Raw genomic sequence first — 17,757 nt, 5'->3', positions numbered from 1 at the left:
ACGGGGGCCCGGCGCTCACCTGTCCCCGACGTGGCCGATCCGGTCGTCGCCGAGCCGCCGCTGCACGTCCGTGAGCAGGACCTCCAGGAGGCCCGTGAGCTGGGCCTGCTGCTCGGGCGTGAGCCCCGCGACCAGCTCGGCGTCGCGGTGCAGGACCTGGTCGACGGTCGCCTCGACCAGGTCGTGCCCGGCCGGGGTCAGGGTGACGAGGACCGTGCGCGACCGGCCGCGGGCGGGCCCCCGGGTCACCAGGCCCTCCTGCTCGGCCCGGGCCACGCGCTGGGACACGGCACCGGCCGTGACCAGCGAACGCCGCCCCAGCTCACGGGTGCTGAGGGTGTACGGCGGCCCGCTGCGTCGCAACACGCTGAGCAGGTCGAGGGTCGCGGCGTCCACCCCCGCGCGGGCGAGCACCCGGCGCCGGTCGTCGCCGAACAGCTTCGCCAACTGCCAGACGGGCGTGAGGATCCGGATGGAGGAGACCGGCGTCCCCGGACGCTCGCGCTCCCAGGCCGCGGCGATGCCCTGAGCGGTGTGCGCCCGCGCCGTTTCGGCCGAAGCGCCGCCGTCGTCGTCGACGCCGCTCCCGCCGTCCGCGGGGCCCTCGCCATCGGTGCCGGTGGCGCCGTCAGGGCCGTCGGGGTCCTGCCCCGACCTTGGTTCCCTTGCCATCGTGCCGCTCCCCAATGTTATGTTGAGGCCTAAATTTAGACCTACACGAGACCGATTCGGAGCTCAGCATATGGCACGCACCATCCTGGTCACCGGAGGCGGCACGGGCATCGGCCGGGCGATCGCACTGCACTTCGCGGCGGCGGGCGAGAGCGTCACCGTCACCGGCCGCCGCCCCGGCCCGCTCGCCGAACTGGCGGCGGAAACCGGGGTCCGTACGACGGTCTGCGACCACACCGACCCCGCAGCGCTCACCCGTCTCCTCGACGCCCTGCCCGAGCGGATCGACGTCCTGGTGAACAACGCGGGCGGGAACATCGCCTTCGACGCCGACGGCAAGACGGACCTGGTCTCGTACGCCCGCGACTTCCGCGCCAACCTCGACGCCAACCTGGTGAGCGCCGCGCTCACCACCAGGGCCCTGGAGGACCGGCTCGCGGACGGCGGCGCCGTCGTGCACATCGGCTCGATCGCCGCCGAGCAGGGCGCCGGTTCCTACGGCGCCGCCAAGGCGGGCCTCGCCACCTGGAACATCGACCTGGCGCAGCGGCTCGGCCGCCGCGGCGTCACGGCCAACGTCGTCGCGCCCGGCTACATCGCCGACACCGAGTTCTTCCGCGACAAGCTCTCGGGCGAGCGGCGCGAGCAACTGGTGGCGGCCACCGCGACGGGCCGCGCCGGGGCGCCCGCCGACATCGCGGGCACCGTCGCCTTCCTCGCGTCCCCCGCGGCCCGCCACATCACCGGCCAGGTCCTGCACGTCAACGGCGGGGCCCGCGCCACCCGTTGAGCCACGCTGCCCGGGTCCGCCCGGGCACCGGACCACGGCCGCGCCCGGGGCCCGCGGGACGGGACCTAGGAGTCCCCGCCCGCCGCCGGATCCGGCAGCAGCTCCCGGAGCAGTTCCTCGAACTCGTCCGCCGTGGGCGGCTCGTCGGCGAGCAGCCCCTGGAGCAGCAGCCCGTCGTAGGCCTGCGTGAAGAGCTTCACGCGCAGGGGGTCGTCGGTGAAGGCACGGGCGAAGGCGGCCAGGGCCTCCTTCCAGCGGCGGGTGGCCGCGCGCTGCTCCGGGCGGCGCACCGCGAGCAGGCACAGCTCGAACTCGGCGAGCAGATGCCCGGGCGGCGTCAGGATCTCCGCCATCAGGAGCGCCAGGGACCGGCGCTTGTCGACCCCGTCGTCCGGCGCCCCGACCAGCGCCTCGATGCGCGCCGAGTCCTCCTCCATGCACTGGGTCAGCGCCGCGGTGAGGAGCGCGTCGATGCTGCTGAAGTAGTACGTCGTCGCGGTCGTCGGCAGCTGCGCCTCGCGGGCCACCGTGCGGTGTGTGACCCCGGCGGCGCCGTCGCGCGCGATGACACGCACGGTCGCCTCGATCAGCGCCCGGCGGCGGCGCTCGCCCTTGACGCGGCGGCCGTCCGTGACGGTCGCCCCTTCCGCCCGCTTGAGGTCCGGCGCGGCCCTGCGCCCGGCCTCCGCCGCGCCGTCCGGCCCGGCCGCCGGTCCCGCGTCGGCCGTCGTTCCCGTACTGGTGTCGGTGCCCGTCTCGTTCAGGGTGGCTCTCCACTGCTCACAGATGCGGGTCGGCCATGACCCGCTCCCGCCGACGTTACCCGGTCGGCTTCAGCCGCTCGGCGTGGCGGGCGAGTCCGTCCGCCATGCCCTGCATGAACTTCTGGAGGTAGCGCGGCATGATCAAGCCCATCAGCCAGTTCGTCTCGTACTCGCCGTGCCAGTGGATGACGGTGCCCGAGCTCGCTGTCGGCTCCAGTTCGATGCGTGCGCTCAGGTTGTGGATCGGCGTGTTGAACGCGTCCTCGTAGGCCAGGAGGCGGTGCTCGACCTTCTCGGTGATCCGCTCCCCGGTCACGGTGCGTCCCGTCCGGAAGGCCCGGACGGCGCCGACGCCGTCGTCGCCGAAGGGGTCGAGGCCCGCCGACCGTTCGGTGTCCAGGCTGTCCACCTTGGACCACTCCGGCCAGGTCCTCGCGTCGACCAGCAGCCTCCAGACGACTTCCGGCGGGGCGGCGCTGGTCACGGTGACGTCGTACTTGTGCATGAGAGAAGGCTCCTGAGAGTGGGTGGGGGCGGTGTCCCTGACGCGCTCGGTGGTGTGGTCACCCGTCGAGGAAGCGCAGGAGTTCGGCGGTCACGAACCGGGGGTTCTCCTCGACGAGCCAGTGCCCGGCCTTCGGCACGTCCACCGCCCGTACGATGTTGGTCATGCGGGGGGCCACGGTGCGCCGGATCGCGTCGAGTTGGCCCTGGGCGGTCATGACCAGGGCCGGGACACGGGTCGGCCGTGCGGCCACGGTATCCCGCACGTCCTTGTCGAGGGCCCGGTAGAGCTCGAAGCCGCCGGACAGGACTTCGGGCAGGCGGTAGGTCCGTGCGTACTCGTCGATCTCCGCGCGGGTGAACGGGGACCGCCGGGAGGTGCCGCCGAACGCCGTGCCGCCGAAGGCGACCTGGGGATAGAACAGGGCCAGGTAGTCGCGGACGTCGTTGCCCACGACCGCCTCGGGGACCTTCTTCTGCGAGTGGAAGGCGATGTGCCAGCTCAGGGAGCGGTAGGCGGGTGCGTCGATTGCGGGCCCCGGCAGCGGCAGGTCGAGGTAGCCGAGGCGCGCGGTGTCCTTCGGGAACCGGCTGGCGTACTGGAAGGCCACCGCGGCGCCGAGGTCGTGCCCGACGATCCGGGCGTCGTCGATGCCGAGCCGGCCGGCGATCAGCTGGTGCACGTACCGCGCAAGCGTGGCCTTGTCGTAGCCGGTCGGCCTGCCGGTGCTGTCGCCGAGGCCGGGCAGGTCCACGGCGTAGACGGTGTGGTGTTCGGCGAGTTCCGGCATGATCCGCCGCCAGCCGTACCAGGTCTGCGGCCAGCCGTGGAGCAGCACGACCGGCGGTCCGCTGCCCCCGGTCACGTAGTGCATGCGGACGCCGTCGACGTCGGCGAACTTGTGCCGGAACGTCTTCTGGAAGCCGGGATCGTCCTGGGTGGCGGCCGCGTACGCGGGAACGGCCCTGTCCGTGGCGTCCGTCGTCGGTGTGGCACAGGCCGCGGTGGCGATCGTCAGGAGGAGGGCGAGCAGGACGGTCGCCGTCGTGTACGCGGTTCGGCGGAAGCGGCGGGGCGACGGCCGTGGTGCTGTGCTCATGCGACAGGGCTCCTCGAGTCGGGGTGCACGCAGTCTTGCCAGGCACCCCACGACCGGGCACGCAATCTTGCGGTTTCCGCAAGACGGCCCGATCGTCCGGGTCGGCCTGCCTCGCGTGCGGGCGCGCGTACGCGCCGACCCCGTCCCGGCCCCGTTGCCGCCCGCCGCACCGACGATCTACGCTCCGGTGCATTCTTGACGCCAAGTCAGTGGGGTGCGCGGTGGATTACCGGGACTACGCGACGTACGACGCAGTGGGGCTCGCCGAGTTGGTGGCGCGGGGCGAGGTGACACCGGCCGAACTCCTCGAGACGGCCCTCGCGCGCGCCGACGAGGTGAACGGCAAGATCAACGCGATCGTGCGCCCGATGCCGGTCGTCGCCCGAGAGCGCGCCGCGGGCCCGCTGTCCGGTCCCTTCGCCGGAGTGCCGTTCCTGATCAAGGACTTGATGCAGGACTACGCGGGCCGCCCGACGGGACGCGGCTCCCGGGCGGCCCAGGGGCTCGTCGCGACCCGCCACAGCGAACCCGTGCAGCGGTGGCTGGACGCCGGGCTCGTCATCTTCGGGCAGACGAACACACCTGAGTTCGGCATCAAGAGCATCACCGAACCCGAGGCCGGCGGGGCGACCTGCAACCCCTGGAACCTCGGCCACACGCCCGGCGGTTCGTCGGGCGGCTCCGCTGCCGCCGTCGCCGCGGGCATCGTCCCGGCCGCGGGCGCCAACGACGGCGGCGGCTCGATCCGCATACCCGCCGCCTGCTGCGGGCTCTTCGGCCTCAAGCCGGGCCGCGGCCTGGTGCCCGCGGGCCCCGCGTACGGCGAACTCCTCTCGGGCGCCGCGAGCGACGGCGTCCTCTCCCGCACCGTGCGCGACAGCGCGGCCCTGCTCGACGTCCTCACCGCCCACGCCGACCCCGGCGGCCCGTACCTCGCGGCACGCCCCGACGCGCCGTACGCCGAACTCGCCCGGCGCACCCCGGCCAAGCTGCGCGTCGGCGTCAGCACCCGCTCGCCCATCGGCACTCCGGTGTCCCGCGAGGCCGTCGAGGCCGTCGACACGGCCGTGAAGCTCCTCGTCGGCCTCGGCCACGACGTGGAGGAGGCCGAACCCGTCGTCGACGGCCTGCGCATGGCCGACGACTTCATGGCCATGTACGCCGCCGAGAACGCCGCGACCCTCGCCGAGCTGAAGCACAGGACCGGCGCGGACGACGACCAGTTCGAGCTGGACACCCGGCTCCTCGCCGCCGCGGGCCGCGCGCTCGGCGCGGTCGAGCACACCGTCCGGCACGCGCGCTGGAACACCTACACCCGGCAGCTGGCCGCGTTCCACGAGACGTACGACATCCTGCTCACCCCGACCCTCGCCCGGCCGCCCGTGAAGATCGGCGAGCTCGCCACGCCCTGGCCGATCCGGCAGCTCGGCAAGGCGCTGCTCAAGGCGGGTGTGGCGGGCCGGCTCAGCCGCACCAAGCTGTGGCGGCAGGCCGTGGTCCAGAACCTCGCCCCCAACCCCTTCACACAGCTCGCCAACATCACCGGCCGCCCCGCCATGTCGGTCCCGCTGTACCGCACCCCCGAAGGCCTGCCCCTGGGCGTGCAGTTCGGCGGGCCGCTCGGCGGCGAGGGCGTGCTGCTCGCCCTCGCCGCGCAGCTGGAGTCGGCCGCGCCCTGGGGCCGGGAGCGGCCGAACCTCTGAGACCGGGCCGGTGCGGGCGGTGCTGGACTCTCCCACGGTGGGAGAGTCCACCATGGTGGCGTGCGCGACGAACTCCTCACCATCGGCCGCTTCGCCCGCCTGTGCCGGCGCAGCGTCAAGCAGCCGCGGCACTACGACGAGACGGGGCTCCTGACCCCGGTCCGCGTGGACGCCGTGACCGGCTACCGCTCCTACGCGCCCGAACAGGCGCGTGACGCCCTGACCATCGCCCTCCTGCGCGACATGGACCTTCGCCTGGCCGTGATCGCCCGGGCCCGGTCCGCCGAGCCGGAGTCCCGGGCGGAGATCCCGCGCGCCGAGCGCGGGCTGCGGCCACGGGCGCCCGCGCGTGCGGCCTGCCTCGCCGGACCGGCACAGGCGCCGCAGGACGAACCGAGGACCCGGCTGATCATCGGCGTCGAGGAGACCACGGCATGACCACGGTGGCAGGCATCGATGTGCGCGGTACGCAGCACTGCGAGACGACGGCCCTCGGGGTGCTGCTGCGGCACCAGGGGCTCGATCTGTCCGAGCCCATGCTCTTCGGCCTCGGCTCAGGTCTGTCCTTCGTCTACTGGGACAGCAAGAACATGGGCTTCCCCTTCCTCGGGGGACGGGTCAAGCCGTTCGACCTCACCCGCAACCTGGCCACCCGTCTCGGCCTCGACCTGACGGTCCAGGAGACCACCTCGCGCCGCAAGGGCTGGGAGAACGTGGTGGTCCTCGTCGAGGCCGGTCACCCCGTCGGACTGCAGCTCGACAGCTACTACTTGGAGTACTTCGGGGCGAAGGTGCACTTCGGCGGCCATGTCGTCGCGCTGTACGGCTACGACGACCGCGTCGCGTACCTGGTGGACACCGACCAGCAGGGCGGGGCGGTCTCCACCAGTCTGACGAGCCTGGCCGACGCCAGGGCCGCGCGCGGCCCGATGACCGCCAGGCACCGCTCCTTCACCCTCACCGCGCCACGGAATCCGCCCTCCCCGCGCGACCGGATCGTCCCGGCGATCACCGCCTGCGCGGACGCCTTCCTCCACCCGCCCATCGCCAACCTCGGCCACCGGGGCATCGACAAGGCGGGCAAGCTGGTCCCCACCTGGTTCCGGCGCGCCGACGACCCGCGGAGCGACCTGCCGCAGGCCGCCCTCCTGATGGAGAAGGCCGGAACCGGCGGCGCCCTGTTCCGCAACCTCTACCGCGACTTCCTCGCCGAGTGCGCCGACCTGCTCGACGACAGCCATCTGCGCACCGGCCTCGGGCTGTACACGGAGGCGGCCGACCGGTGGACGGAGGTCGCAGCGCTGATCAAGAAGGCCGGGGAATCCGGTGACGCGGAGTGCCTCGCGCGGACAGGCACGCTGCTCCACGAGCTCGCGCGCGTCGAGCGCGAGGCGATGGACGCACTGACCCGCGTGGGGGCATGAGGGCGCCCCGGGCGCCGGGGCGTCCGGGGCGGGGCGTGCGGGGCGCCGGAGCGTCCGGGGCGGGGCGTCCGGGGCGTCGAACCGACGGCTCCGCCCGGGGTCACAGGCCCCTGCGGTACCGGGCGGCGACCCAGGAGACACAGCCCATCCCCGCGATGACCCCGACCGCCAGGGTCAGTGATCCTGCCGGGCCGCCGCTCATCGCCCACCCGTTGCCGAGGACGACCGCCACCGCGGCGGCGCGGCAGGCGACGGCCGAACGGCGGTCCGCGGCGCGGCCGAAGCGGCGGCCCAGGACGAGGCAGGCCGCGATCAGGGCGAAGAACGTCACCGACCCGGCGACGAGGTGCAGCGTGCCGTGCCAGCTCATGCTCTCCGGCCTGCCGGCCGGGGTGCCCGCGGGGAAGCCGTCCCCCGGGTCCGCGACGAAGACGCCCGCGGCGACCATCCCGACGCCGACGACCCGCACCAGGCGCGGCACCCAGATGTTGCCGGTCGCGCCGTGCAGCGCGCGGCGGAGGCCGGCCGCCGCCGCGATGAACAGCGCCCCGACGACCAGGAAGTTGATGATCTGGATCCAGCCGAGCGAGCCGTTGGCGAGCATGCTGAACGGGTGCCGGGTCAGGTCGAAGCCGTCCCGGGTGAGGGCCTGGGTCACCGCCGCCACGGTCCACAGCGGAGTGGCGACGGCTCCGGCGGCGAGCAGGGCACGGACGGGGCCGGAGGCGATGGTGGAGGGGGTGGGGGAGGAGGTGGAGGTGCTCGTGGCGGCGGCGCTCGTGGCGGTGGCGCGGGCGGTGAGCTGAGTGGTCGTCATGGCGAGGGCCCTTCTCGGTTCGTCGGCTGTTCCTGCCCTCACGTCGATCCGGCGATGTGACAGGGAACGGAGCAATTCCCTGTCACATAGGCTTGTACGACGTGGAGGCGTGACAACAGCCCGCAGCGGAAGGGAACGGCCATGCGCTACCTGATGACGACCAAGGCTTCTTCGAGGACCCCCGACGACAGCCTGTTCGCCGAAATGGGCCAGTTCATCGAGGAGTTGACCGCCTCCGGCGCCCTGTTGGCCACCGGCGGCCTCGAACCGGGCGGCCTGCGGCTGACCTCGGTCGACGGTGAGATAACGGTGACGGACGGGCCGTTCACCGAGGCCAAGGAGGCCGTGGTGGGCTTCGCGCTGATCGAGGCCCGCTCCCAGGAGGAGGCGGTCGAACACGCCCGCCGGTTCCGCAGGATCGTCGGTGACGGCGAGAGCGAGATCCGGCAGGTGTTCAGCCAGTGACCGGCCGACGGCACCGCCTCCACCACCGACCGGCGGAGGCGGTGCCGTCATGCCCGTGACCGACACGCACCGCACGGTCGACGCGGTCTTCAAGCTGGAGTCGGCCAAGATCATCGCCACGCTGACCCGGATGGTGCGCGATGTCGCGCTCGCCGAGGAGCTGGCACAGGACGCGCTGGTCGCCGCGCTCGAACAGTGGCCCGCCTCGGGCGTCCCCGACAACCCCGGTGCCTGGCTCCTCGCGATCGCCAAGCGCCGGGCCGTCGACCACATCCGGCGCTCCCGACGCCTGGAGCGCAAGCAGGAGCAGCTCGCCCACGACCTCGCCCACGACCGGGACCGGCAGCCCGGCCCCGACAGTGAGCACGACCACCATCAGGACGACGTCCTGCGGCTGATGTTCATCTCCTGCCACCCGCTGCTGCCGACCCGGGAACGCCTGGCCCTCACCCTGCGCCTGCTCGGCGGCCTGACCGCCGGAGAGATCGCCCGGGCCTTCCTCACGGACGAGCAGACGATCGCCCAGCGCATCGCCGCCGCCAAGCGCACCCTGGCCGACGCGCGGGTGCCGTTCGAACTGCCCCCGGGCGCCGAACTCGCGGAGCGCCTGGTGTCGGTGCTCGAAGTCATCTACCTGATCTTCAACGAGGGGTACGCGGCGACGTCCGGCGACGACCTGATGCGCCCCGGACTCACCCTGGAGGCCCTGCGCCTGGGCCGGCTCCTCGCCGAACTCGCCCCGCAGGAAGCCGAGGTGCACGGCCTGGTCGCCCTCATGGAGATCCAGCAGTCCCGTTCCGCCGCGCGCACCGGGCCCTCGGGGGAGCCGATCCCCCTGCATGAGCAGCACCGGGGCCGCTGGGACCAGCTCCTCGTCCGCCGCGGCTTCACCGCGATGCTGCGCGCCCGGGAGATCGGTGCCGCACCCGGCCCGTACGTGCTCCAGGCGGCGATCGCCGTGAGCCACGCCCAGGCGGCATCCGCCGAGGACACCGACTGGGCCCGCATCGCGTCCCTGTACGAGGCCCTCGCGCGACTCCTTCCGACACCGGTCGTGCAGCTCAACCGGGCCGTCGCGCTCGCGCACGCGCACGGCCCCCAGCGCGGCCTCGACCTGGTCGACTCCTTGACGTCGGACCCCGCCCTGCGGGACTACCACCTGCTCCCCGGCGTCCGCGGCGACCTCCTGCTCCGGCTGGGACGGTCCGCCGAGGCCCGCCGGGAGTTCGAACGGGCCGCCCAGCTCACCCGGAACGTCGCCGAGCGCGCCTTCCTGCTCCGCAGGGCCGAGGAGATCACCGTCACCGACGCCTCCGGCCCCACGCTCGGGCAAGCGGCCCAGGACTTCCTGAAGTGCGAGGACTTCACCACCCCCACCGTCCGCTCCTACGCCCAGACACTGCGCCGCCTGTGCCGCGCCCTGGGCGAGGGGCAGCCCCTGCACTCCATGACCGCGCAGCAGGTGGCGCGGGTCTTCGCGGCCACCTGGCCGGACGCCGCGGCCACGACGTGGAACCGCCACCGCTCGGCCGTCCGCTCGTTCTGCGCCTGGGCCGACCTGGACGACCTCACCGTCGGCCTCGAACGGCGCACCGGATCCGGGCACGCCACGCGACCGCTGTCACGGACGCAACTCGACGCCCTCTTCGGCCGCACCGAACTGCCGCTGCGCGAACGGACCTTGTGGTGGCTCCTGCACGAGTCGGGGGCCGGGGTGACGACCGTCCTGTCCCTGAACGTCGAGGACCTGGACCTGGACGACCGCCGCGCCCGCACCGGCGGCACCTGGGTGTCCTGGCGCTCCGGCACCGCCCGGCTGCTGCCCGCCCTGCTGTCCGGCCGCACCCGGGGCCCGCTGTTCCTCGCCGACCGCCGCCCCGCCCCCGCCCGGACGCCCGCCGCGGCGGACCTGTGCCCGCAGACCGGCCGCCGCAGGCTCTCGTACGAACGGGCGGAGTACCTCTTCAAGCGGACCACGAAGTCCCTCGCCCCGTCCGCCGACGGCTACACCCTCAGCCAACTCAAGCCGCGTGGCTCCTAGGGGGACGCGGAGCCGCCCTCGCCGCGCGTGAGAGCAACCGGTGGCTCGTCCGACTTGCACCTGACGCCAACGTGAGCTTTTAGCGTGGGCGGTGTCGGCGCTCGCCGAACATTCACCCCACTGACCTCACAGGCGGCCGACCCGGGCCGCGTGGAAAGGCGGCACGTCATGCGCGCAGTCCGGTATCACCAGTACGGCGGTGTGGAGACCCTCGTGGTCGAGCAGGTGCCGGACCCGCACCCCGGGCCCGGTGAGATCCGGGTCCGCGTCGCGGCGGCCGGGGTCAACCCCGTCGACTGGAAGGTGCGTTCCGGCGCGGTGCGCGAGGTGCTCCCCGTGGACCTGCCCGCGATTCCGGGGCGTGAGGCCGTCGGTGTGGTCGACGAGACCGGTGCGGGTGTGCGGGGGGTGGGCGTCGGCGACCGCGTCTTCGGTCTCGGCGGTGTCACGGGTGCGACGGCGGAGCTGGCCGTGCTCTCGGCCTGGGCGCACGCGCCCGCCGCGTGGACCGACGAGGAGGCCGCGGGCGCCGCGCTGGCATCCGTGACCGCGATGGGCGGGCTGAAGGCGCTCGGCCCTCTGCGGGGGCGCACCCTGCTGATCGAGGGCGCCGCCGGAGGTGTGGGCAGTGCCGCGGTCGAGATCGCGGTGGCCCGGGGCGCCACCGTGATCGGGACGGCGAGCGAGCGCAACCACGCGTTCCTCACCTCGCTCGGAGCCGTTCCCACCACCTACGGGACGGGCCTCGCGGAGCGCCTCGCCACCCTGGCCCCGGACGGTGTCGACATCGCGCTCGACACCGCGGCCTCCGGCTCCCTGGCCGACCTCGTCGCGGTCGTGGGCGACCCCGCCCGCGTGTCGACGATCGCCGACCACGCCAACGCGCAGCGCCTGGGCGTGTGGCTGGCCAACGCGGAGAACAACTCCACGCTCCTCGCCGCAGCGGGCGAACTCGGCAGGGAGGGCCGCTACACACCGCGCGTCGAGCGGACCTATCCCCTGGAGCAGATCGCGGCGGCGCACACGTACGCCGAGCGCGGCCACACACGGGGGAAGATCGTGGTCCGCGTCTGAGCCCGTCCCCCGTCGGGGGCGTCGCACGGCTCGGCTGACGGACCGTCAGTCCAAGATCCCCACCTGGTAGAAGAACTCGTACCGTGCGGGGTCGTCCGGCAGGAACCAGTGGAAGCCCTCCTCGAAGAAGACCGCGACCAGGTTCACCGCGATGATCAGGCCGACGAACCAGAGGACGGCCTGCCCGGCCCTGCCGTACGCCCCCGACGTCGGGATCGCATGGTCGGCCGTGAGGTGGGCGAGGGCCATGACGATGCCGATCGCCACCACCGACGCCATGAAGAGGATCCACGCCCACACGTACATGTGCAGGCCGAGTACCGGGCTGCCGTAGCCCTCGTCGCCCGGCAGGATGTGCAGCATGGTCTGCCGCCAGGCCGTGAAGCCACCGCCGATGCAGGCGACCAGCGAAAGCCCCCAGCCCATCATGTAGTCGCGGCCCGAGACGCCGCCCGTCATGCCCCTGCGCACGACGACCCCGGCACCGAGCGCGGCGAGCAGCATGAACATCCGCTGGATCACGCACAGCGGGCAGGGGTAGTCCCAGCCGATGAACTGCACCCCGAGCCCGGCGCAGACGATCCCCGTCCAGCCGGCGGCGAAGAAGCAGGCGAACCAGTACTGGACCGTGCCGAGGGCCCCGGCGCCCTCGGTGCCCCTGAGCCGTGTGGTCGTGGCGGCCATGTCAGTAACTCAGCCCCAGTGCCAGGCTGCTGGTGATGTGGTGCGAGAGGAGCCCGGCGACGGCGGCGAAGACGCCCCACCAGCCGACGAGCAGCAGGGTCCGGCCGCGCTGCCGGTAGAGCACCAGCCAGGTGGCGAGCAGCCCGCCGAAAATGAGGGTGTCCATGCCCGCGGACCGTACCCAGCAAACCGCCGACCGGGGCGGGAGCACGCCGGACGGCGACCCGAAGCCCACGGAAGGAACCAACGGGCCCGGCGCTACGCGGCCGGGACAGTGAGCCGGTAGCCGACACCGCGTACGGTCTCGATCAGGTTCCGTACGTCCAACTTGGTGCGCAGGGAGGCGACATGTACCTCCAGCAGACGGGTCGTCCCGTGCCGTGCGCCGCGCCACACCTCGCTGATGATCTGCTCCCGGCGCACGACCGTGCCGGGGTGCCGGGCGAGCAGGACGAGCAGGTCGAACTCCCTCTGGGTGAGCTGGACCGCAGATCCGTCCACGCTGACCCGCCGGGCAGCCGGTTCGATGTGCAGGGGGCCCACCCGCAGGACCGCCTCGGCGGCGCCGCCGGGGCTCCGTGACTCCAGGATGCTGAGCACCTGGCCCGCGTGCCCGTACCCCGGCCGGGGCGCGGGCGCTTCGGGCGCCGCGGGAGTGCCCGGCGCCGTCGGCCCCGGCGCACGGTAGAGGTAGCCGACGCCTCGGGCCGACACGATCGACTCGCTGCCGACCACTGTCGAGTCGAGCTTCCCGCGCAGGCGCGAGATGGTGAACTTGACCTTGTCGGTGTCCCGCCCGTTGGGGTCGTCCCAGGCTCGCGCGAGCAGCTTGCGGAACGGCTGGACGACTCCCGCGTTCCGTACGAGCAGATCGAGCACGCGGAACTCCGTGCGCGTCAGCCGCAGCGGCGCGTCGGCCACGGCGGCCGCGAAGTCCTGGGAGTCGAGCCGCAGCAGACCGTCGTCGTAGACGTGATCCACCCACTGCTTCGGTGCGGCGCGGTGCAGCACGCGCTCCATGCGGGCGAGGAGTTCCGCGGGGTCGTACGGCTTGACGACGTAGTCGTCCGCGCCCAGGTTGAGGCCGTGCAGCCGGGACCGGATGTCGCTGCGTGCCGTCACGACGATGATGGGCACGTCGCTGACGGTCCGCAGCCGGGTCAGGGTCTCGTAGCCGTCCATGTCGGGGAGCCCGAGGTCCAGGAGCACCAGGTCGGGCCGCTCGGCGCGCGCGGCGTGGAGCCCCGTGGAGCCGGACAGTTCATGGACGACGGAGTAGCGGTGCTGGGTCAGGACCGCGGTCTGCGCCGCGGCGACGTGCGGATCGTCCTCGATGAGGAGCACGCGTGCGCGGCGGTCGGCGGTGGCCGGCGCCGGTGGCGGCGCGATCGCCGTCGCCCCCTCGTCCGACCCGCGTTCAGCCACGTATCCGGGCAGCGGGCGCACCTCGACCGCGGAGTCGGGCACACCGCTGTTGATGAGGAACGACAGGGTCAGTTCGCGGCAGTCGGTGCACACCTGGCTCTCGGCGCCCCGTACCACCAGGACGTGCCGCGCGTCCCGTTCGCACCGGCGTCCCGCGATGTCCGTCGCGCACCGGCGCGACGCGGTGGCGTCGGCCGCCTTCCGCCGCCGGTCGCGGGACCGCCGGGCCGCCGATCTGCAGACGTCCGAGCAGTAGCGGCGCGGCCGGCCCGTGCCGGAGGCGGGCGGCAGCGGCCCGCCGCACTCCTGGCACTCGCCGTCTGCCGTCCCCATGACGCGGCCCTCTCTTCGAACGGATCGCGAGCATGACACGAAACCCGTTTTTGTGACGGTCCATCGGGTGCAAGTGGGGAAGCGCCCCTTGGCCGAGGCCGACGGTCCGTGGTCTCCTGGATGCGGAGGGCCCGACCGCCTCCCGGCGACCAGGCCCCCCGGGTTCATGACCGCTCGTGCTTGCCGGCGTCGACGATCATGTCACCCACCGCGATGAGGACCCTTGCCCCTTGGGCAAGGGCCTCGTGCTGTTTCAGGGCCGCCACCGTGTCCACGACGAGCAACACGGCCCGCAGCCCCGTCCAGTACGAGTTCACCCTCCGCGGATCCCACCGCGTGGGCGTCCCGGTGTCCGTCGCGGGGGGTTCGTCGCCCTCCGTGTCCGTGCCCGACCCGCCCGGCTCCGAGGTTCGGCACATCGGTCACCTCCTCTCGACAGCGACCGCGGCCATCGCGGGCTGTCGCGACGCGCACGCGGTGGATCCACGAGTCGCCGTGCGTCGTGCGAGAGGAGCTGAGAGGTGTGTACGTCCCCGTCACCTGAAGTGGTTCGCCCCACCGTCCCCCAGAACGCGCCCACCGGCAAGAAAGCGCAATCAACGTAGCGCCGGGGCCAGTTGGAGAGCGCCTGCCCGACGGGCGTGCGCGTCTGCGGTCGGCCTGCTCCGGGCGTGATAGAAAGTGGAACGATAGTCCCGGTAGTTGTCCGTGCGGGCCGCGCACACCGGGTGACCGCGCATGCCCGCACGGGCCGAGGGCCGATTCCACCGACAGGACGACCAATGGCAAACGCGTACCGAGAGATCTTCACCGCCCCCGGCACGAAGGCGTTCAGCTCCGCCGGTCTGCTGGCCCGGCTGCCCCTGCCCCTGACCCACATGGGCATCCTGACGATGCTGTCCGAGACGACCGGCGAGTACGCCCTGGCCGGCCTGGTCGCGGGCACCTTCACCTTCTCCATGGCCTTCCTCGGCCCGCAGGTGTCCAAGGCCGTGGACCGGCGCGGCCAGAGCCGCGTCCTGCCGCTCGCCACCGGCGTCAGTGTGCTCGGCCTCGCCGCGCTGCTGCTCTGCGCCACCGCCGACGCGCCGAGCTGGACCCTGTTCCTGTTCGCCCTGCTGTCCGGCCTGATGCCGAGCATGAGCGCGATGGTCCGCGCGCGCTGGACGGAGATCTACCGGGGCACCCCGCGGCTCACCACGGCGTACTCCATGGAGTCGGTCGTCGACGAGCTGACGTATGTCATCAGCCCGGCGCTCGCCGTGGTCCTGTCCACGGCGCTGTTCCCGCAGGCCGCACCCCTGTTCGCGGCCGTTCTCCTGGTCGTGGGCGTCGCCCTGTTCGTACCGCAGAAGCGCACCGAACCGCCCGTCAGGCCGCGCGCCGCGAGTGGCGGCGACACCTCCGTGATCCGCTCGGCGCCGGTGCTGCTGCTCGCGCTCGTGCTGCTCTGCGGCGGGGCGATTCCCGGCATGGTCGACACGATGGGTCTCGCGTTCGCCGAGGAGCAGGGCAACAAGTCGCTCGGCGGCCTCGTCTTCACCGTCTACGCGATCGGCTCGGGCCTGTCCGGACTGCTCTTCGGGGCCCGCGAGTGGAACGTCCCGCTGCCGCGCCTGCTGCTCGTCGGGGTCGCGGGAACCGCCCTCACGACCCTGCCGTTCCTGCTCGTGGACGGGGTGACGGTGATGTGCGTGGCGGTGTTCCTCGCCGGGGTGTTCTTCGCGCCGACCATGGTGGTGATCATGGGCATCGTGGAGCGCGTGACGCCGGAGCACCAGCTCACCGAGGCGATGACCTGGATGATCGCGGGCCTGCAGAGCGGCGTGGCGATCGGCGCGGCCGTCACCGGCGTCGTCTACGACCGCTTCGGCGCCACCGCCGGGGTCTCGGTGGCGCTCGTCGCGGGCGCCGTCGCGCTCCTGCTGACGCTGTGCGCGCTGCCGATGCTGCGGACGCGGCTTTCGCGAGGGGACCGGCAGGCGCCGGAGCCCACCGCGCCCACCACGTCGGCGGACACGACGACGCCCGTCGGCTGCTGAGCGGCCGACGGGTGCGGGGCGAGCGCCGTACTACTGCGGCTTGTGCGGCGTCGCCTCGCTCGGGCGGACGATCACCATGCCCTCGCCCTCCAGCTTCAGCTGCACCGCCTCACCGGAGCCGCCGCGGATCATCGAACCGATCGACTGCGAGCGGTGCAGCGACGTGTGCAGGCTGGTGGTCCAGCCGACGACGGCGTCGGTGTCCACGAACACCGGGGCCTGCGCCGACACGGGGATCACCAGCGGCTCACCCTCGCACATCAGGCCCAGCTGCCCGTGCCCCGTGAACACGCTGTTGAAGAGCCCGCCGCCGGAGATCCCCGAGCCCTTCACGGTCTTGATCTCGTACGACAGGGAGGCGTCGAAGCACAGGATGTTGCGGCCGTTGACGGTGAGCGAGTCGCCCTGCTCGATGTCGACGACGAAGCAGCTCTGCGCCTCGTGCGCGAACCACGCCTCGCCCTGCCCCTTCACGGACATCAGCGGCAGACCCTCACCGGTGACCGCGCGCTTGAGCATCCCGCCGACGCCCTGGCCCTTGCGCTCGAACTGCAGGTTGCCGCGGTAGGCGACCATCGCGCCCTGGCGCGCCATCATCTCGCCGCTCACGACGTACCGGATGGACTTCGAGTTGTGCAGGCTCATGCCGGGCGCCGTCGCGGGCTGCGCCACGTGGTCCTTGGAGAAAAGGTCGCTCTTCATGCGGGCATCGTGCCCCGTGCGGGGGCGCCCCGCCAAGACTCCAGCGGCGCATGTCCACCGGACCGGGGTCGCGCCCGGCGCGCCCCCGGCCGCGACTTTCGGCCAGGGGCGCTTCTACTTAAGGCGGGGCGCACTTCCGGGGCGGGGCGCCTGGGCGAGGGAGCGTCCGTGAGAGCCCGGGCGCCCGTCGCGGTCAGCCGGTCGTCACGCGGACGTAGTCGACGGTCAGCGTCTGCGGGAACGTCGTGCTGCCGTCCGGATCGCCGGGCCAGTAGCCGCCGACGGCCAGGTTGAGGATCAGGAAGAAGGGCTTGTTGAACGCCCACTGCCTGCCGCCGAGGTCGGCCGGGGTGCGGGTCTGGTAGACGTGCCCGTCGACCGACCAGGTCACCTTGTTCGGCGACCAGTCCACGGCGAAGGTGTGGAACTTGTCCGCGAAGGCCTCGCCGTTCGGCAGGGAGTACGCGGCGCCGATGCCGCCCGAGCCGGAGTAGCCGGGGCCGTGCAGCGTGCCGTGGACCGTGTTCGGCTCCTTGCCGACGTTCTCCATCACGTCGATCTCGCCGCAGTTCGGCCAGCCCACGTTGCCGATGTCGGCGCCCAGCATCCAGAACGCGGGCCACATGCCCTGGCCGCGCGGCACCTTCAGGCGCGATTCGACGCGGCCGTACGTCGACGTGAACTTGCCCGCGGTGTTGAGCCGGGACGAGGTGTACTCGCAACGGCCGTACCAGCACTGGTAGTTCTCGGGGTTCTCCTTGCGGGCGGTGATGACCAGGTTGCCCTGGCCGTCGAGCTTCGCGTTCTTGTTGCCCGATGTGTAGTACTGGCGCTCGTGGTTGTTGACGTTGTCGCCGGTCTCGACCTGCCACTTGCCGCCGTCCACGCCGGACCCGGCGGGGCCGTTGAAGTCGTCGGAGAAGGCGAGGGCCTTGTCGCGCTCGGGCGCGGCGGCGGCACCGGGGGCGGCGGTCGCGGCGGTGGCGCAGCAGATCAGGGAGAGTGCGCAGAGCGCCGTGCGGCGGCGCCAGGAGAGGGACACGGTCATCACATCGCTTCGGGTGGGGGGAGCGGGCACGCATGCCGTGGGGGGCATGGTGGTGGTGCGCGGTGCGGTCGCGGACATGTTGTCGGTCGCGTGCATGACAAGATCACGTCGAGAGTTGAACGCGGTACGCGATCCTCCGCGACGGTTTCTTCACTGCTTGATTTAAGGC

At 72.8% G+C, this 17,757-nt stretch carries 18 protein-coding genes and 2 pseudogenes; 8 read left to right on the top strand and 12 right to left on the bottom strand.

Translation table 11 applies throughout. From position 1 onward, the window contains the following. Positions 1 to 15: 15 nt before the first annotated feature. A complete protein-coding gene (locus OO63_RS05630) occupies positions 16 to 672 on the bottom strand; it encodes a MarR family winged helix-turn-helix transcriptional regulator (RefSeq protein WP_030358202.1) in 657 nt (218 codons plus the stop codon). Positions 673 to 742: 70 nt separating this feature from the next. Here OO63_RS05630 and OO63_RS05625 point away from each other — a divergent pair, with 70 nt between their 5' ends. Next, a complete protein-coding gene (locus OO63_RS05625) occupies positions 743 to 1,462 on the top strand; it encodes an SDR family NAD(P)-dependent oxidoreductase (RefSeq protein ID WP_030358201.1) in 720 nt (239 codons plus the stop codon). Positions 1,463 to 1,527: 65 nt separating this feature from the next. Here OO63_RS05625 and OO63_RS05620 read toward each other — a convergent pair whose 3' ends face one another. The 3 genes from OO63_RS05620 to OO63_RS05610 form a co-directional block, all read right to left on the bottom strand. Beyond that, entirely contained in the window at positions 1,528 to 2,049 is a 522-nt protein-coding gene (locus OO63_RS05620; RefSeq protein ID WP_267885475.1) for a TetR/AcrR family transcriptional regulator, read from the bottom strand. Positions 2,050 to 2,281: 232 nt separating this feature from the next. After that, positions 2,282 to 2,731, bottom strand: coding sequence for an SRPBCC family protein (locus OO63_RS05615; protein ID WP_030358199.1), 450 nt, complete (start codon positions 2,729 to 2,731; stop codon positions 2,282 to 2,284). 58 nt (positions 2,732 to 2,789) lie between these two features. Next, the gene (locus OO63_RS05610; protein WP_030358198.1) at positions 2,790 to 3,830 is read right to left on the bottom strand and encodes an alpha/beta fold hydrolase; all 1,041 of its coding nucleotides are present in this window, start codon (positions 3,828 to 3,830) and stop codon (positions 2,790 to 2,792) included. Between the two features lie 221 nt (positions 3,831 to 4,051). Here OO63_RS05610 and OO63_RS05605 point away from each other — a divergent pair, with 221 nt between their 5' ends. The 3 genes from OO63_RS05605 to OO63_RS05595 are packed head-to-tail and all read left to right on the top strand — an operon-like array spanning position 4,052 to position 6,957. Then, complete coding sequence (locus OO63_RS05605; protein WP_030358197.1) at positions 4,052 to 5,533, top strand: amidase; 1,482 nt, start codon at positions 4,052 to 4,054, stop codon at positions 5,531 to 5,533. A gap of 60 nt (positions 5,534 to 5,593) precedes the next feature. Further along, a complete protein-coding gene (locus OO63_RS43180; protein ID WP_078618954.1) occupies positions 5,594 to 5,971 on the top strand; it encodes a MerR family transcriptional regulator in 378 nt (125 codons plus the stop codon). Next, complete coding sequence (locus OO63_RS05595) at positions 5,968 to 6,957, top strand: BtrH N-terminal domain-containing protein (protein WP_030358195.1); 990 nt, start codon at positions 5,968 to 5,970, stop codon at positions 6,955 to 6,957. The genes OO63_RS43180 and OO63_RS05595 overlap by 4 nt, the downstream gene beginning before the upstream one ends. Positions 6,958 to 7,057: 100 nt before the next feature. Here OO63_RS05595 and OO63_RS05590 read toward each other — a convergent pair whose 3' ends face one another. Further along, the gene (locus OO63_RS05590; RefSeq protein WP_030358194.1) at positions 7,058 to 7,774 is read right to left on the bottom strand and encodes a DUF998 domain-containing protein; all 717 of its coding nucleotides are present in this window, start codon (positions 7,772 to 7,774) and stop codon (positions 7,058 to 7,060) included. Between the two features lie 141 nt (positions 7,775 to 7,915). Between OO63_RS05590 and OO63_RS05585 the strand changes: the two genes are divergently transcribed. The 3 genes from OO63_RS05585 (at position 7,916) to OO63_RS05575 (ending at position 11,354) form a co-directional block, all read left to right on the top strand. Then, positions 7,916 to 8,239, top strand: coding sequence for a YciI family protein (locus tag OO63_RS05585; protein ID WP_030358193.1), 324 nt, complete (start codon positions 7,916 to 7,918; stop codon positions 8,237 to 8,239). A gap of 49 nt (positions 8,240 to 8,288) precedes the next feature. Further along, positions 8,289 to 10,280 carry a sigma-70 family RNA polymerase sigma factor gene (locus tag OO63_RS47525; RefSeq protein ID WP_169786600.1) on the top strand — a complete coding sequence of 664 codons (1,992 nt, stop codon included), beginning with the start codon at positions 8,289 to 8,291 and terminating at the stop codon, positions 10,278 to 10,280. Between the two features lie 168 nt (positions 10,281 to 10,448). Next, the gene (locus OO63_RS05575) at positions 10,449 to 11,354 is read left to right on the top strand and encodes an NADP-dependent oxidoreductase (RefSeq protein ID WP_030358191.1); all 906 of its coding nucleotides are present in this window, start codon (positions 10,449 to 10,451) and stop codon (positions 11,352 to 11,354) included. A gap of 45 nt (positions 11,355 to 11,399) precedes the next feature. Here OO63_RS05575 and OO63_RS05570 read toward each other — a convergent pair whose 3' ends face one another. The 5 genes and pseudogenes from OO63_RS05570 to OO63_RS05555 form a co-directional block, all read right to left on the bottom strand. Next, a complete protein-coding gene (locus tag OO63_RS05570) occupies positions 11,400 to 12,038 on the bottom strand; it encodes a disulfide bond formation protein B (protein WP_030358190.1) in 639 nt (212 codons plus the stop codon). Between the two features lies 1 nt (position 12,039). Beyond that, on the bottom strand, positions 12,040 to 12,204 hold the full coding sequence (locus tag OO63_RS45930; protein ID WP_169786599.1) for a DUF5993 family protein: 165 nt from the start codon (positions 12,202 to 12,204) through the stop codon (positions 12,040 to 12,042). A 92-nt stretch (positions 12,205 to 12,296) separates the two neighbouring features. Further along, positions 12,297 to 12,551, bottom strand: a pseudogene (locus OO63_RS46625) (winged helix-turn-helix domain-containing protein); the annotation flags it as partial. Between the two features lie 186 nt (positions 12,552 to 12,737). Beyond that, positions 12,738 to 13,796, bottom strand: a pseudogene (locus tag OO63_RS42045) (response regulator transcription factor); the annotation flags it as partial. 164 nt (positions 13,797 to 13,960) lie between these two features. Continuing rightward, positions 13,961 to 14,215: a hypothetical protein gene (locus OO63_RS05555; RefSeq protein ID WP_030358189.1), complete on the bottom strand. Its 255-nt coding sequence runs from the start codon at positions 14,213 to 14,215 to the stop codon at positions 13,961 to 13,963. A gap of 363 nt (positions 14,216 to 14,578) precedes the next feature. Here OO63_RS05555 and OO63_RS05550 point away from each other — a divergent pair, with 363 nt between their 5' ends. Next, positions 14,579 to 15,838, top strand: coding sequence for an MFS transporter (locus tag OO63_RS05550; protein WP_030358188.1), 1,260 nt, complete (start codon positions 14,579 to 14,581; stop codon positions 15,836 to 15,838). Between the two features lie 30 nt (positions 15,839 to 15,868). Here OO63_RS05550 and OO63_RS05545 read toward each other — a convergent pair whose 3' ends face one another. Further along, positions 15,869 to 16,540, bottom strand: coding sequence for an AIM24 family protein (locus OO63_RS05545; protein ID WP_030358187.1), 672 nt, complete (start codon positions 16,538 to 16,540; stop codon positions 15,869 to 15,871). 193 nt (positions 16,541 to 16,733) lie between these two features. Then, positions 16,734 to 17,588: a glycoside hydrolase family 16 protein gene (locus OO63_RS05540; RefSeq protein WP_030358186.1), complete on the bottom strand. Its 855-nt coding sequence runs from the start codon at positions 17,586 to 17,588 to the stop codon at positions 16,734 to 16,736. Positions 17,589 to 17,757: the final 169 nt, after the last annotated feature.

The organism is Streptomyces alboflavus, assembly GCF_000716675.1.
Taxonomy (GTDB): domain Bacteria; phylum Actinomycetota; class Actinomycetes; order Streptomycetales; family Streptomycetaceae; genus Streptomyces; species Streptomyces alboflavus.
The sequence above is the reverse complement of the archived record's forward strand: the minus strand, read 5'-3'. Positions and strand labels throughout refer to the sequence as shown.